Below are 14923 nucleotides of genomic sequence, written 5' to 3'. Positions count from 1 at the left end.
CCTGAAAGCCGCACGGGAGCGCCAGCCGCACGCCCCCGTTCGCGCTTCGCTATTCGCCGGATTCGGCTGGTATATCCAGCCGACCGTCGCGCGAGAAAGGAACAGTGATCCCGCCCCAATCGGCGAGGCGCGCCTCGCCGCTCAGTCTATACGGCAGCGCGCGGTTGCCGTCGACCCAATCGCTCAGAAGATCGAGGACGGAACCGAGATCGGATCGCACGACCACCTCGACACGCTCCTCGCCCCCGGCCGGCAAGGTGAAGCCCTCGGTGGCCACGCCGTCGGCGAAGGAACGCCCGGAAAGTGTGAGATCGAAGCGCAGCGACTCCACGTCGAGGGCGCGGTCGTTCGGATTGCGCATGCGCAGACCGAGCCGGTAGCTCTGCTCGAACAGACCGATGCTTTCGATCGAAAGATCGGCGAGCCGTACCTCGGGCGCCTCGGGGCGGAACGTGGCACATCCGGCCAGCAGGGTGGCCGACAACACGAGCAACAGGATACGGGCGGTTCGCATGCCTTCAGTATACTACGCCGGACTCCGGTACACCCTCGCGCGACGAGAACCGGTTACCACGGCAGGATCTCCCCGTTCGCATGCAGGAAACGCCCCGCATTTTCCAGCTGGAGCTCGTCGATCCGCTCGGCCAGCAGCGCGGCCGATTCACTGGGTTCGAGCTGGCCGTTGTGGCCGGTCATCTCCGTGCGCACGAAGCCGGGGTGGAAGATACCGACCGCGATGCGCCGGGCGCCGAGGTCGATCGAGAGCGATTTGCCCGCGGCGTTGAGCGCGGCCTTGGACATACGGTATCCGTATTGACCGCCCGAGTCGTTGTCACCGATGGAACCCATGCGGCTGGTGATCAATGCCACCTTCGAGCCGGCCGGCAGATGCCCGGCGAAGGCATGGGTCGCCAGCAGCGGACCGAGGGCATTGACCTCGTACTGGCGCAGGATGCGCTTGACCGCCTCCGGATCGCCGAGGCTATCGAAATCCTCGGACGTGAGGACGCCGGCGACATTGACCAGGGTATCGATATGCCGATCACCGATCCGCTCGGCGGCGGCCCTCAGATCGTCGGCCGAGGTCACGTCGACGCCATCGATGATCTCGGCGCCGGAGGCGGGAAGGGCATCGCCGGCACGCCGGCACAGCGCGATGACGTGATCGCCGCGAGCGATGAACAGGCGTGTGAGTTCAAGGCCGATACCGCGGTTGGCACCGGTGATGGCGATGGTGTGACCGCTCATGCCGCCTCCTGTGGATCTTCCGGGACTGTCGTCGTGCAATGGAGCCGAGTGCAGTGATGGGTGCAGCGGAACCGGGCCGATGCGAACTCTGCGGGCGTCATGTCGACCGCCTGACGCGCCACCATCTGGTGCCGCGCACGCGGCATTCCAACCGTCGCAACAAGCGCGATTTCGACCGCAGCGACGTGACCCACCGCATCGCCTGGCTGTGCCGCCCCTGCCATGACCATGTGCACGCGGTGTTCACGGAGAAAACGCTCGAGCGCGAGTACAACACGCTCGAAAGTCTGCGGGAAGACCCGGCGATCGCCCGGTTCGTAGACTGGATCGCCGACAAGCCACCGGATTTCCGGCCACCCATGGGGCGGCGCATGAAAGGGCGCCGGTGAGGGCATCCGGACCCGCGTCGGCGGGGCTTGCGGTTCGGGGCTGCATTGGCCGTGTTCCTGAGGGTTCTCGCCAAGGCGCGGCGAGCGGGAGTCCTGTAGGTCGGGCTTCCAGCCCGACACTCGGAGCCCTCGATTTGTCGGGCTGGAAGAGCCTGTGTAAAAACCCCGACGGTCTTGCAGGGACCGGCGATCCCACTCGATCCGAGCCGGCCGACTCTCTTTACGCCGATTCCTTTGCGTCCCTTGGCGCCCTCCGCGGCTTGGCGAGAACCAAAGTCAGCGTATCCAGGCTACGACAGGATCAGAGCGCTGCACCGAGGAGGACGATGCCGAGGATGACCCACCCCCAGTGGGTGCCTTCGTCCTCGGCTTCCGCGGCGGCCTCGGCCGTCGCCTCTTCTGCACGCTCCGCCTGTTCGGCCTCGGTGTAGAGGATGTCGGTCGCTTCGGGGCCCGCCTCCACCGGGGCGCTGGCCGGGCCGGCGACATATCGCAGCTGGCCTGCCTCCACCGTGGTCTCGCCGGACTCGTTCAGGAGACTCACGCGGCCCGCGTCGACGCCGACATAGAGCCCCGCGCGCAGGGCATCCGAATCGGCGCCGTCGACCCGGCACTCATCCCTCGCACAGATCCGAAGGGTGTATTCGGTACCGCGGATCCCGAGCGTCGTCTGTTGGGAGACGGTGCGGTAGGTGTCCGCATCACGATTGCCGATCGCCCCGGTGATCGCGCGCAGGCCACCTTCGAGCAGTTCGACCACGCGCGTGCCCGGCCCGGTCTCGGGCAGCTGCCAGTCCCGGACCCGCATGCGGCTTCCGGGGCGCAGGAATACGCGCTCCCCATCGCGGAACTCGATTTCCGCGCGGCCGGCCTCACCGGTGTGCAGCGTATCGCCGCGACGGACCGGATCGTCGGCTTTCAGTTCGCGCCGGCGATCGGCGCCGTCGACGGCGTACAGTTCCCCGCTCCGGCGGACGACCTTCGCGACCGCCGGCTCCACCGGCGCCGCTTCGGACTCGGGCTCGGCTTCGGCACCGGAGTCGGTCGCACGCCGAGCGGCCGGGGCCTCGGGTATGCGCAGGCGCGTGCCGCGGTCGATGCGGTTGTCACCATCCATATCCGCGAGGCGGTCGTCGTTACGCGCCAGGATGGCGTCAATGATCTCGCCCCAGCGCTCGCGCTGGCCGGGATACAGATGGGGCACCAGCTCTCTCAGTGACTGGGCGGGATCGACGAATACATAACGATCGCGAAACTCGAGCGCCGGGTCCGCATCGGCATCGGCATCCTGTGCCGGCGCCAGACTGTACGGGTCCCGCTCGGCCAGTTCGGCGGCGCCAGGCAGTTTCACCCGCACGTCGGCGCGCAGGCGGGCCGGGTCGCCATCGACGAACGCGTGCGGGTTGTTGCTTACGATCCAGGAACGGATCTCGGCCCAGCGGCCGGGCCGCTGTGGATACAGACGCTGCACCAGTGCCGAGAGCGACTGACCCGGCGCGATGTAGAGCACGCGGTCGTCCGGCAGCTGATCGTAAGCGGGCTCTTCAGCGGACGCCGCCGGCATCCACAGACACAGCAGGATGAGTACAAGCGGTGCGATGACCGCGCGCTGGGATTTATCCATTTTTTTCTCCCCCGCGAGGCGCGACACCACCCCGCGTTCCCCCGACCACTGCACTCAGTCAGCGCAGCGAAAGATAGCCACCGACCTGGCCCCGCGGCGACAGGACGATCTGCCAGAGGTGGTTCTGACGCGCCCGGAACGAACCGGCGCAGGACAGCAGATAGAACTTCCACATCCGGTAGAAGCGATCGCCGTAATCCGTGGCCAGTTCGGGCCAGTGCGCGTCGAAATTCGCGAACCACGCCTGCAACGTCAGATCATAATCGGTGCCGAAATTGTGCCAGTCCTCGATTATGAAGTGCCCTTCAGCCGATTGTGTGATCTGTTTCGCAGAAGGGACCATCGAGTTCGGGAAGATGTATTTCTCGATCCACGGATCCGTGGTCGCCGAGGACTGGTTGTTGCCGATCGTGTGGAGCAGGAAGAGGCCGTCCGGGTCCAGGCAGCGTGAGGCTACCTGCATGAAATTCCGGTAGTTTTTGTAACCGACGTGCTCGAACATGCCGACCGAGAGAATCCGGTCGAAGCGCTCGTCCACGGACCGATAGTCCTGCAGACGGATATCCACCGGCAGACCGTCACAGAGCTGCCGCCCATAGTCGACCTGCTCGCTCGAAATGGTCACGCCGACCACCTCGGCGCCGTATCGTTCGGCAATATGACGCGCGGCAGCGCCCCAGCCGCAACCGATATCGAGCACCCGCATCCCGGGTTCGATACCCAATTTGCGGCAGATCAGATCGATCTTCGCGTACTGGGCATCGTCGAGACGATCGGCCTCGCGCCAGTAGCCGCAGGAGTAGACCGGATAAAGGCCCAGCATCCGGTCGTAGAGTTCATTGCCGATGTCGTAGTGCTGTTCGGCGACCCGGCGAATGCGCCGCGGTGTCTGCCAGTTCAGCAGATGCGCCGCCAACACCCGTGGCAGGTCCCGCCAGGGCTGAACCGCCTCGTACACTTGCGCGCGCAACAGCCGGTAGGTCAGCCCGGCGATATCGTCGCTATCCCACCAGCCGTCCATGTAGGCCTCACCGAAGCCGAGCGATCCCTGGGCGAAGACGCGCGCGTACAGCCGTTCGTCGTGTACGCGGATATCGCTGGCGCGGTCGCCGTTGATGCGCACATCCGCATTCGCCAGCAGTTCGCGCGCACGTTCGCGCAGTTGCCCGGAGTCCATGAATCTCTCCCGTGGTCCGGTGATATACGTCAATCAGGGCGAAAATTATTCGCATCGCCCCACGCGCCTGCAAGCGGCTGACAAAGAGCCGTGCGTCACTGATCATGCACCCATGACGCAAGCGGATAAACGATTCCTCGACGCGATCGCGCAGGCACTGGAGCCCGCCGGCATCGCCGGACCGCTGCGGCAGGCGCGTCCGGTCGCCGGCGGCTGCATCCATGAGACGGCCCGCGTGACGGCGGGCGATGGCCGCGCGCTGTTCCTCAAAGCCAATTCCGGAGACCACGGCCCGATGCTCGCGGCGGAGGCGTACGGTCTGAAACAGCTGGCCGCCGCCGATGGACCGAGGGTGCCACGGGTGCTCGGCCACGGCGTCGCGCACGGGCGTGCCTGGCTGATGACGGAATATCTCGACCTGCAGCCCAGCGGGGACGCCGCCGGATACGGCCACGAACTCGCCCGGATGCACGCGTACCAAGGGGAGGCGTTCGGGCTCGATCACGACAACTGGATCGGCACGACCGAGCAGCCGAATGGCCCGCACGAGGACTGGGTGACATTCTGGCGCGAGCGGCGCCTCGGCCATCAACTCGAACTGGCGGCCGCCGACGGCCATGCGGCGCTTGTGGACCGCGGGCGGCGGCTGGCCGGGCGGCTCGACGAATTATTCGGTGGGCACCAGCCGCCGCCGTCGCTGCTGCACGGCGATCTCTGGAGCGGGAATCAGGCCTACGATCGGGACGGGCGCGGGGTCGTGTTCGATCCGGCGGTGTATTTCGGCGACCGGGAGGCCGATCTCGCGATGACGGAGCTGTTCGGGGGATTACCGGATGCGTTCTGGTCGGCCTATTGCGAGGCGTGGCCGCTTGAGCCCGGGTACCCGGTGCGACGGGAACTCTACAACCTCTACCATGTGCTCAATCATGCGCACCTGTTCGGCGGCGGCTATGTCCCGCAGAGCGCGCGGATGATCGACCGACTGCTGGCGGAGGTGGGCAATGGTTCATGACGTGGCCCCGGGGCTCGCGCGGGCGTCGTCGTGGTAGATGTCGCCGCGGCCTGACGATCGCGAGCAAGCTCGCTCCTACATGAACCCTGCCATCGCGGCGTAAATTGACCTGCAGGAGCGAGCTTGCTTGCGATGGCCCGCGAACGCTCAGGCGGTACGATTGACCGCCACGTCGGCGAGCCCGGCGAGCGCGTCGCGATAGGGGCCGCCCGGCAGGACGTCCAGTTCGGCCAGGGCCAGGTCCGCCTCGGCGCGCGCCTGGGTGCGGGCATACTCGATCGCACCGGTGCGCTCGAGGATCTCGGTGACGGCGTCGACGCGCTCGACGCCGCCCTGCTCGATCGCCTCGCGCATGATCGCCGCGTCGGCGGCCTCGCCCTGCTGAATCACGTGGATCAACGGCAGCGTGGGCTTCCCTTCGGCCAGGTCGTCACCGACGTTCTTGCCCATCTCCCCGGCCTCGGCACTGTAATCCAGGACATCGTCGATGACCTGGAAGGCCGTACCCAGGTGCATGCCATAACGGGCCAGCGCGCGCTCGGTCGCCTCGTCGACCCCGGCCAGAACGCCCCCGAGGCGCACGGCGGCCTCGAACAGCTTGGCGGTCTTCGAACGGATGATGTCCAGATACCGTTCCTCGGTGGTGTCGGCATCGTGGATGTTGAGCAGCTGCATCACCTCGCCCTCGGCGATGGTGTTGGTCGTGTGGGAGAGGATCTCCATCACGCGCATGCTGCCGATCTCGACCATCATCTCGAACGAGCGCGAGTAGAGGAAATCGCCGACCAGCACGGCGGCCTCGTTGCCCCAGAGCGCGTTCGCCGTACGCTGCCCGCGGCGCATATCCGAGGCATCGACGACATCATCGTGCAGCAGCGTCGCCGTATGGATGAACTCGATGACGGCCGCCAGCGGGATGTGTGCACGCCCCCCGTAACCGGCCGCGCCCGCCGCGAGCAGGACGAGGCGCGGACGCAGCCGTTTACCGCCATTGCTGACGATATACTGGCCGAGCTGGTTGATCAGGACGACGTCGGAACGCAGTCGGTCACTGATCGTGCCGTCGACGGCGTCCATATCCGCATCGACGAGCGCCTGAATGGCGTCGAATTGCATCGGGGCTGCCCGACAGGGAAGGTGGGCGGATTGTGCGAAGGGGTCCCCGGGGTGTCAACTGGAAGAGGGCGAAGGGCGAAGGGCGAAGGGCGAAGGGCGAAGGGCGAAGGGCGAAGGTGGCGTGATCCCGAATTCGTAGGCGCGTCTTCGAGCGGCGCGGTTGAGCGCCGTTCGGATGCGCGCGGTGCGCCACGGAGCCATGGTGTCGAGCACGTGGGATCCGTCGTCGTGCCGAGGATCGCGCGCGCGTTCGCCTTCGGCGAAAACGCGCCTACGGGTATGGGGTGGCCGGATGGAGGGAGCCAACGGTCCGCGACCGGACGTAGGCCGGCTTTGCGCGGTCCGCGGCGGTGGATATCGGCCCGGGAGCTGTCACTGCGCAATGCCGGCATTCCCCGGCGGCGGATGCCAGTGCATGCCGGAAATGCTACGGGCGCCGGGGAAGGCCGGCCTACACACTGTTGCCTCAGCCCTTCGCCCTTGGCCCTTCGCCCTTCGCCCTTCGCCCTTGGCCCTTGGCCCTTGGCCCTTGGCCCTTGGCCCTTGGCCCTTGGCCCTTGGCCCTTGGCCCTTGGCCCTTGGCCCTTGGCCCTTGGCCCTGCCGGCCGTTGACCGGCGGGGCCTGAGGGCATACAATCCCGCGCCTTTGCCGGTGGGCGTTCCGCCCGCCGCGATTCGACGATTTTTCAGGAGTAACCACGATGCACGCGGTCATCCAGACGGGCGGCAAGCAGTACCGGGTGGCGCAGGGCGACAAGCTCCGCGTCGAGCGTCTTGATGCGGCCGAAGGCGAGCAGGTCGATCTCAGCGAAGTGCTGCTGGTCTCCGACGGCGACGACGTCAAGGTCGGCACGCCCCGGGTCGACGGCGCCAGCGTGCAGGCCCGCGTGGTCACGCACGGTCGCGGGAAAAAGATCGAAATCATGAAGTTCCGCCGCCGTAAGCACCACCAGAAGCGTACGGGCCATCGGCAGAACTACACCGAACTCGAGATCACCGGCATCAGCGCCTGATCGCGCGGAGAAGCAGGCATGGCACATAAGAAGGCAGGCGGCAGTACCAAGAACGGACGCGATTCCCAGTCAAAGCGTCTCGGCGTGAAGCGCTTCGGCGGTGAGGCCGTGCGCGCGGGCAACATCATCGTGCGCCAGCGCGGCACGAAGTTCCACGCGGGCGCGCACGTCGGCACCGGCAACGATTACACGCTGTTCGCCAAGGCGGACGGCCATGTGCGCTTCGTCCGTCGGGGTCCGAAGCAGCGCAAGTTCGTCGAGATCGTGCCGCCGGCGGACGCCTGACGTCCAGCCGCCGGCGACGCCGTGAAAACCCCGCCGCCGGCGGGGTTTTTTGTGTGCGCGACCCTGACTGGTCCCGGATGAGTATCCCTCGTGGGACGTCTGGTCAACGGCGGTGCGGACGCCACTGGATTTCTGCTGGTCGGGCTTCAGTCCGACGCTTGCAGGCCACTGATCTGTCGGGCTGAGGCCCGAGCTACGGATTTCCCGTAGAACCCGTAAAATCGGGGATCGCCTGGACTACGGTTCGCGCATGCGAACGGGACGGCACCACCATGCATTTCGTCGATGAAGCGACAATCCGGGTCCATGCGGGCGACGGCGGCAACGGTTGCCTGAGTTTCCGGCGCGAGAAGTACCTGCCGAAAGGCGGGCCCGACGGTGGTGATGGCGGCGACGGCGGCGACGTCTACGTGATCGGCGACGAGGGCCTCACCACGCTCGCCGATTTCCGCCACCAGCGCGTGCATCGCGCCACCCGCGGCGGCAACGGGGCCGGCACGAACCGCACCGGCGCCCGCGGCACCGACTGCGACATCGTTGTCCCGGTCGGCACGCTCGTCTACAGCGAGGACACCGGCGAGCTGATCGGGGACGTGACAGCCCACGGTCAGCGCCTGCTGGTGGCCAAGGGCGGCATCCACGGCAAGGGCAACACCCGCTTCAAGAGTTCGACTAACCGGGCCCCGCGGCAGACCACCGACGGTACGCCGGGCGATGTCCGCCAGCTGCGGCTGGAGCTGAAACTGCTGGCCGATGTCGGGCTGCTCGGCTACCCGAACGCCGGCAAGTCGACCCTGATCGAGGCGGTTTCGGGCGCGCGCCCGCGGATCGCCGATTATCCGTTCACCACCATCACCCCGCAGCTCGGCGTGGTCTCGGTCGGCCCCGACCGCAGCTTTGTCATGGCGGACATCCCGGGACTGATCGAGGGTGCGTCGGAAGGCAGCGGGCTGGGATTGCGGTTCCTGCGTCATCTCGACCGGACCGGTCTGCTGCTGCATGTGGTCGATATCTACACCACCCATGACGGCGGCGATCCCGCGGAGGCCGCGAAGGCGCTGGTCGCCGAGCTGGAGCAGTACTCGCAGGCACTGGGCGAACGCGAGCGCTGGCTGGTGCTGAACAAGATCGATCTGCTGGCCGGCGACGACCGCGAGGCGGCCGTGCGGCGGGTCGTCGACGCGCTCGATTGGCAGGGCCCGGTCTACACGATCTCGGCGATCGCCGGCGAGGGCACGGACGAACTGTGCCGCGCCATCATGGCCCGGCTCGAGGCGCTCCGCGCGGAGGCCCGCGAACGCCCGGTGGACACCGAGAGCCACGATGCCGGCGACACCATCGCCTGGCCGGAACGCGGCGATGGGGCGTGAACGCCTGCAACAAGCGCGGCGCTGGGTGGTCAAGATCGGCAGTTCGCTGGTCACGGCCAACGGCCGCGGTCTCGATCGGGACGCGATCAAGAGCTGGAGCGCCGAGCTCGCTGCGCTGCACGCCGATGGCGTCGAGGTCGTGCTGGTCTCCTCGGGGGCGGTCGCCGAGGGCATGAGCCGCCTTGGCTGGCGGCAGCGGCCGCACGCCCTGCATGAACTCCAGGCGGCCGCCGCCGTCGGCCAGATGGGCCTCGTGCAGGCCTTCGAGAGCGCGTTCCGCGGGCACGGCATCGGTACCGCACAGATTCTCCTTACTCACGACGACGTGGCCGATCGCCAGCGCTACCTGAACGCGCGTTCGACCCTGCGCACGCTCGGCGGCCTCGGGGTGATCCCCATCGTCAACGAGAACGACACGGTCGCCAACGACGAGTTCCGCTTCGGCGAGAACGACACCCTGGCCGCACTCGTCGCCAACCTGGTCGAGGCCGACACGCTGGTCATCCTCACGGATACCGACGGGCTCTACGATCGTGACCCGCGCCAGGACCCGGCGGCGCGCATCATCCGTGAAGGGACTGCCGGCGATCCCCGCTTCGCGGATATGGCCGGGGGTACCGGTTCCGCCTGGGGCCGCGGCGGCATGGCGACCAAGGTCGATGCCGCGGGGCGCGCGGCCCGCTCCGGTACGGCCACCGTGATCGCGCCCGGTAGCGACCGCCACGTCCTCACGCGCCTGCGCGCGGGCGACGAACTGGGCACGCTGCTGGAACCCAGTCAGGAGCCGCTGATGGCGCGTAAACGCTGGCTGGCGAACCATCTGCGCCTTGCCGGTGCGCTCGACGTCGACGCCGGGGCGGCCCGGGCGCTCCGTGCTTCCGGCGTTTCCCTGCTGGCCGTGGGGGTCACGGCGGTGCGGGGCGCTTTCCGTCGTGGCGAGGTCGTGGCCTGTATCGATCCCGAGGGTCGTGAGGTGGCCCGGGGGCTGGTGAACTACGCGGCGGAGGAGATCGATCGGCTCAAGGGGCGCAGCAGCCGCGACATCGAGTCCATCCTCGGCTATGTCGTCGAGCCCGAACTCATCGACCGGGATAATATGGTCATCACCGGCTGACTGGTGAGCCATGCGGTCTATATTCTTCAGTAGGGGGCAGCGGCCCTCTCTGGAGAAAGACCATGACGACGCATAGCGGTGCGGACCCATCCGCGATCCTCGACCACCTGGGTGTATCCGTAACCGACTGCGCGATCAGTCGCGAGTTCTATGACGCGGCCCTCGCACCGCTCGGGATCCGCCGGGTCGTCGACGTCGAACTCGACCACGGGCACGAGGCCTGCGGCTACGGCCGCGAGGGCCATCCGCCCCGGTTCTGGGTCTCTTCGGTCGGCGTGTCGCGCGGCCACGCCCATGTCGCGTTCCAGGCCGCCAGCCAGGCCGAGGTGCGTGCATTCCACCGCGCCGCTCTGGCCGCCGGCGGTCGCAACCACGGCGCACCCGCACTCCGCCCGGCCCACCATCCGGATTACTTCGCGGCCTTCGTCTACGACCCGGACGGCTACAACATCGAGGCGGTCACGCACCTGCCGGACCGTGACGTTACGGGCTGAAGGGATTCCCCGTCCGATCCGCGGCGGGATCAGTCGCCTGCAGGCGGGTCGATGAGTTCCGGCGCGGCGTAGTAATACCCCTGGGCGGAGTAGCAGCCTAGCGACAGCAGCGCCGCGACCTCGTCTTCAGTCTCGACGCCCTCGGCCGTCAACGCCAGGCCGAACTGGTTCGCGAGCGCCGCGATCGTGGCGACAATCGCGTGATTGTCCGGGTCGTGATCCAGGCCCTGGACGAAGGCGCGGTCAATCTTGAGCCGATCGACGGGCAGGCGCTTAAGATACTGCAACGACGAGTAGCCGGTGCCGAAGTCGTCGATGGCCACGCTGATTCCGAGCGCCCGCAACGCGGCGAGGTCCCCGATCAGGCGCTCGCCCTCGTCGACGATCGCGCTCTCGGTCAGTTCGAGTTCCAGTGACGCGGCCGGCAGACCGGTTTCGCGGAGCACGCGCGCCACTGTCCCGGCGATATCCTGGCCGCGCAGCTGCAGCGCCGATACGTTGACCGCGATGCGCGACCCGGGCATATCGGCGTGGGCGGCGGCATAACGGGCGGCGTTGCACAGCACCCAGTCCCCCAGCGTGGCAATCTGCCCCGTCGCCTCGGCCACCGGGATAAATCGGTCCGGGGCGATCCACCCATGCTCGGGGTGGTGCCAGCGCACCAGGGCCTCCGCGCCGATGCGCGAGCCATCACGCATGTCGACAACCGGCTGCAGGGCGAGCCTCAGGCCGCCTGATTCGATCGCCTCGCGGAGGTCACCGCCGAGCAGCACGCGTTCGCTTGCGCGCCCGGACAGCGCCGGGTTGTACAGGGCCCACTGATCGCCCCCGTCACGTTTCGCCTGGATCAGCGCCGCCTCGGCGTGGCGCATGAGCGTGGCCGGATCCCGGTCGTCATCCGGGCACACGGCCACACCGATGCTGGTGTATAGACGCACGCTTCGATCGCCGACGCGGAAACGGACCGTGTGAAACGCGGTGCGCACGCGTTCGGCGAGATCGGACGCATCGGGGCCGAGGGCCGATTCCACCGCGGCGATCCCGAACTCATCCGCGGCCAGGCGGGCGATGACCTCGGCGCCGGGGAGCGCCACTTCAATCGCGGCGGCCGCCTGACAGAGAATCGCGTCACCGTGCTCGTGCCCCCAGACCTCGTTGAGGTCGCGGAACCGGTCGAGGTCGAGATGCATCACCACGGCCCGGCCACCGTGGCGCTGCGCGCGTTCGAGCACCTCATCGATCCGCGAACGAAACAGGGCCCGGTTCGGTAGTCCGGTGAGGCCATCGTACCAGGCGTGCTGGGTTACCTCGGCGACGAGTCGCTCACGCTCGCTGGTATCCCGGATGACGGAGTGCAGCACCTCGCGGCCATCGAGTTCGACCGGTGCACTGCACACCTCGACGCTCCGCTCCTCGCCGTTGGCGAGGCGGTGGCGGAACTGGAAGGTGGCGACGTCGCGCCGACGGGCCCGGGCCATCTCGGCCCGGATTTCATGACTCGTCAGGGTGTTGATCCGGTCGATGTTCATCGACCGCAGGACCGAACGCGGGTAGCCATAGAACGCGGCGGCGGCATCGTTGGCGTCGAGCAGCTGGCCGCTGGCCGGGTCGATCAGCAGCATGACCAGGGCATGGCGTTCGAAGATCTGGCGGTCCAGTGCTTCCAGGCCGACGCCGCTGCCACCGCCGTGTGAATCGCTGCCTTGCGCCATTATTCACCCGTCCCTGTCATGACCGAATGGGCCTGGCCGGCCGCCGCGCGGGCCTGTCCGGATCGTCGGCCCTCGTGGGCCATGCGGGTATTTCGGTAACGCTCTGAGCGGACATGGCGCTTCAGCACAAGGCGCGCCGATCGAGCGTAGCGCCTCTTACGTGAGTGAGGCGCAACGCCGTGATGGAGCGCCATGTCCGCTCCCGAAGGGCGACGCTGTGCGCACCCGCCGCTGCGTTGCTCGTCACTTGTGTAGTGACGCTACACGCGCTCCTCGCGCCTTGCGGCGAGCACGCACTGCGACGCAGAGCGTTACCGAAATACCTGCATGGCCCACTAGATCGGGTCATTCGGGCTGCGGTTCGCCCAGGATCAGCGCCCAGTACGTCCCGTAGCGGGAGTCCGGAGCGCGGACGCAGGCCGCCCCGAATTCCCCGTAGTCACCGTTCAGCATATTACGGCAGTGTGCGGGGCTTCCCAGCCAGTGATCGACGGCCTGGGCGACATTGCGTGCGCCGGCCCCGACATTCTCGCCGATGGCGCGCCACTCGTAACCCGCATCGCTCGCGCGCCGGTCAACGCGGCGCCCGTCGGAACCGGCATGACCGAGGAAATCATTCCCGGCCATGTCGCGTGCATGGGCGCGGGCGGCCTTGCCCAACGCGGGCGACCACTCGAGACCGCGAACGGGCTCCATGGACTCGCCACCGCAGGCCGGGGCCCGGCTGCGTGCGGCATTGAGCGCGGCGACCATGGCCTGCCGGAAGGCGTCGTCGTCGTCCTGACAGGCTACCGCGGTGCTCGGTCCCGCGGTGCCCCCGGAGACCGGGCGCTCACCATCCGGGCCGGCACAGGCGGCCAGGAGCAATGCGAGCGTGACGACGGTATGGCGAATCTGCATGGCATCTCCCGTCCACCGCCGTCGCCGCCCGCAACGGATGCCGGTGGCCGTCAGTAACAGTATTCGTCGAACAGCGGTGCGATATTCCGGCCCCAGCGGCCCTCGTAGTCCCGCAACAGCTGCTCGGCCGGGGTCACGCCGCTGGCGGCGATCGCCTCCGGCTCTTCGAGAAAATGGCTCTCGTCGCGGCCGTTGCCGTCGCGGCAATCGCGGCGCTCGAGCCCGCCGCGTGCGAACGCCAGCACCTCCTGCGCGATCGCCTGGACCGTGCGGCCGCGGAAGGTGGCGCGGAGGCCCTCCCGCGCCACATCGCGGCGTAGCTGATCGATCTCGGCCGCGGTCCAGTCCCGCGTCAACTGGGCGGCAGCATCCAGCGCGCGTTCATCGTAGAGCAGCCCGACCCAGAGCGCCGGCAGCGCGCACAGCCGCCCCCAGGGGCCGGAGTCCGTGCCGCGCTGCTCCATGAAACGCTTGATCCGGACCTCCGGGAACAGGGTGGTCAGATGGTCCTCCCAGTCCGCGAGCGTCGGCTGGGCCCCCGGCATCGCCGGCAGCCGGCCATCGAGGAAATCGCGGAAGGACTGGCCGGAGCAGTCGATGAGTTCGCCATCGCGGACGATGAAATACATGGGCACATCGAGCGCGTACTCGGTGTAACGCTCGAAGCCCATATCGTCATCGAAGACAAACGCCGGGATCCCGGACCGGTCGTTGTCGGTGTCCGTCCAGACATGCGCCCGGTAGCTCAGAAAGCCGTTCGGCTTGCCGTCCGTGAAGGGGGAATTCGCGAACAGGGCGGTGGCGATCGGCTGCAGCGCGAGCGAGACGCGGAACTTGCGGATCATGTCCGCTTCGCTGGAGAAGTCGAGGTTCACCTGCACGCCACAGGAGCGCGTCATCATGTCCAGGCCAAGCGTACCCACCTGCGGCATGTAGCGATGCATGATGTCGTAGCGGGCCTTGGGCATCCACGGCATTTCCTCGCGCGTGGCGGTCGGCTGGAACCCGAGCCCGATCAGGCCGACACCGAGTTCGCCGGCCACTTCGCGCACCTCGCGCAGATGCTCGTTCACCTCGCGGCAGCTCTGGTGGAGGTCGTGCAGTGGCGCTCCGGAGAGTTCCAGCTGGCCGGCGGGCTCGAGCGTAATCGCGGCCCCGTCGCGTTTCAGGGCGATCGTATTGCCGTGCTCCCGCACGGGCTCCCAGCCGTATTCCGTGAGGCCGCAGAGGAACGCGCCGATGCCGTCGGGGCCTTCATACGGGACCGGGCGGTGGTCCGCGAGGCGGAACACGAATTTCTCGTGCTCGGTGCCGATGCGCCACTGATCAGGCGGTTTGCAGCCGCTTTCCAGATACTCGACGAGTTGGCGCCGTTCGGTGACGACCTGATCGGCAAGTGGCGAGGCTTCGGCCATGGGACGCGGTCCAGCTGTATCTGTGGGCGGAATGCGCGCCGCCTGGATAGCAGC

15 protein-coding genes are annotated in these 14923 nt (G+C 67.8%); 7 read left to right on the top strand and 8 right to left on the bottom strand.

Annotated features, from left to right (window positions below; all coding sequences use genetic code 11):
- Nucleotides 1–49: 49 nt before the first annotated feature.
- The gene (locus tag A0W70_RS13935; RefSeq protein WP_070989668.1) at nt 50–514 is read right to left on the bottom strand and encodes an LEA/WHy family protein; all 465 of its coding nucleotides are present in this window, start codon (nt 512–514) and stop codon (nt 50–52) included.
- Between the two features lie 53 nt (nt 515–567).
- Entirely contained in the window at nt 568–1248 is a 681-nt protein-coding gene (locus A0W70_RS13930; RefSeq protein ID WP_070989666.1) for an SDR family oxidoreductase, read from the bottom strand.
- A 56-nt stretch (nt 1249–1304) separates the two neighbouring features.
- Here A0W70_RS13930 and A0W70_RS13925 point away from each other — a divergent pair, with 56 nt between their 5' ends.
- Complete coding sequence (locus A0W70_RS13925) at nt 1305–1637, top strand: hypothetical protein (protein ID WP_139150887.1); 333 nt, start codon at nt 1305–1307, stop codon at nt 1635–1637.
- Nucleotides 1638–1938: 301 nt separating this feature from the next.
- Here A0W70_RS13925 and A0W70_RS13920 read toward each other — a convergent pair whose 3' ends face one another.
- Together A0W70_RS13920 and cfa are read right to left on the bottom strand one after the other, a co-directional pair.
- A complete protein-coding gene (locus tag A0W70_RS13920; protein WP_070989662.1) occupies nt 1939–3261 on the bottom strand; it encodes a FecR domain-containing protein in 1323 nt (440 codons plus the stop codon).
- Nucleotides 3262–3319: 58 nt separating this feature from the next.
- Entirely contained in the window at nt 3320–4438 is a 1119-nt protein-coding gene (gene cfa, locus A0W70_RS13915) for a cyclopropane fatty acyl phospholipid synthase (RefSeq protein ID WP_070989660.1), read from the bottom strand.
- 112 nt (nt 4439–4550) lie between these two features.
- Here cfa and A0W70_RS13910 point away from each other — a divergent pair, with 112 nt between their 5' ends.
- On the top strand, nt 4551–5450 hold the full coding sequence (locus A0W70_RS13910; protein WP_070989721.1) for a fructosamine kinase family protein: 900 nt from the start codon (nt 4551–4553) through the stop codon (nt 5448–5450).
- Nucleotides 5451–5597: 147 nt separating this feature from the next.
- On the opposite strand, the gene ispB is transcribed toward A0W70_RS13910, so the two are convergent.
- Complete coding sequence (gene ispB / locus A0W70_RS13905; RefSeq protein ID WP_070989659.1) at nt 5598–6566, bottom strand: octaprenyl diphosphate synthase; 969 nt, start codon at nt 6564–6566, stop codon at nt 5598–5600.
- A 701-nt stretch (nt 6567–7267) separates the two neighbouring features.
- Between ispB and rplU the strand changes: the two genes are divergently transcribed.
- From rplU to A0W70_RS13880, 5 genes are all read left to right on the top strand, one after another.
- Nucleotides 7268–7579, top strand: a complete 312-nt coding sequence (gene rplU, locus A0W70_RS13900) for a 50S ribosomal protein L21 (protein WP_070989657.1) — start codon at nt 7268–7270, stop codon at nt 7577–7579.
- An 18-nt stretch (nt 7580–7597) separates the two neighbouring features.
- The gene (gene rpmA / locus A0W70_RS13895; protein WP_070989655.1) at nt 7598–7864 is read left to right on the top strand and encodes a 50S ribosomal protein L27; all 267 of its coding nucleotides are present in this window, start codon (nt 7598–7600) and stop codon (nt 7862–7864) included.
- Nucleotides 7865–8136: 272 nt separating this feature from the next.
- Entirely contained in the window at nt 8137–9234 is a 1098-nt protein-coding gene (gene cgtA, locus A0W70_RS13890) for an Obg family GTPase CgtA (protein ID WP_070989653.1), read from the top strand.
- Nucleotides 9224–10348: a glutamate 5-kinase gene (gene proB, locus A0W70_RS13885; RefSeq protein WP_070989651.1), complete on the top strand. Its 1125-nt coding sequence runs from the start codon at nt 9224–9226 to the stop codon at nt 10346–10348. Before cgtA ends, proB begins: the two co-directional genes overlap by 11 nt.
- Nucleotides 10349–10410: 62 nt before the next feature.
- Complete coding sequence (locus tag A0W70_RS13880) at nt 10411–10842, top strand: VOC family protein (protein WP_217495449.1); 432 nt, start codon at nt 10411–10413, stop codon at nt 10840–10842.
- Nucleotides 10843–10871: 29 nt separating this feature from the next.
- Here A0W70_RS13880 and A0W70_RS13875 read toward each other — a convergent pair whose 3' ends face one another.
- The 3 genes from A0W70_RS13875 to A0W70_RS13865 all read right to left on the bottom strand — a co-directional run bounded on the left by A0W70_RS13875 (nt 10872) and on the right by A0W70_RS13865 (nt 14869).
- Nucleotides 10872–12554 (bottom strand): putative bifunctional diguanylate cyclase/phosphodiesterase, encoded by a 1683-nt coding sequence (locus A0W70_RS13875; RefSeq protein ID WP_070989650.1) that lies wholly within the window; start codon nt 12552–12554, stop codon nt 10872–10874.
- A 345-nt stretch (nt 12555–12899) separates the two neighbouring features.
- Nucleotides 12900–13454, bottom strand: a complete 555-nt coding sequence (locus A0W70_RS13870) for a CAP domain-containing protein (protein ID WP_070989648.1) — start codon at nt 13452–13454, stop codon at nt 12900–12902.
- Nucleotides 13455–13504: 50 nt separating this feature from the next.
- A complete protein-coding gene (locus tag A0W70_RS13865) occupies nt 13505–14869 on the bottom strand; it encodes a glutamate--cysteine ligase (protein ID WP_070989646.1) in 1365 nt (454 codons plus the stop codon).
- Nucleotides 14870–14923 lie beyond the last annotated feature (54 nt).

The organism is Halofilum ochraceum (assembly GCF_001614315.2).
Taxonomy (GTDB): Bacteria; Pseudomonadota; Gammaproteobacteria; order XJ16; family Halofilaceae; genus Halofilum; species Halofilum ochraceum.
The sequence above is the reverse complement of the archived record's forward strand: the minus strand, read 5'-3'. Positions and strand labels throughout refer to the sequence as shown.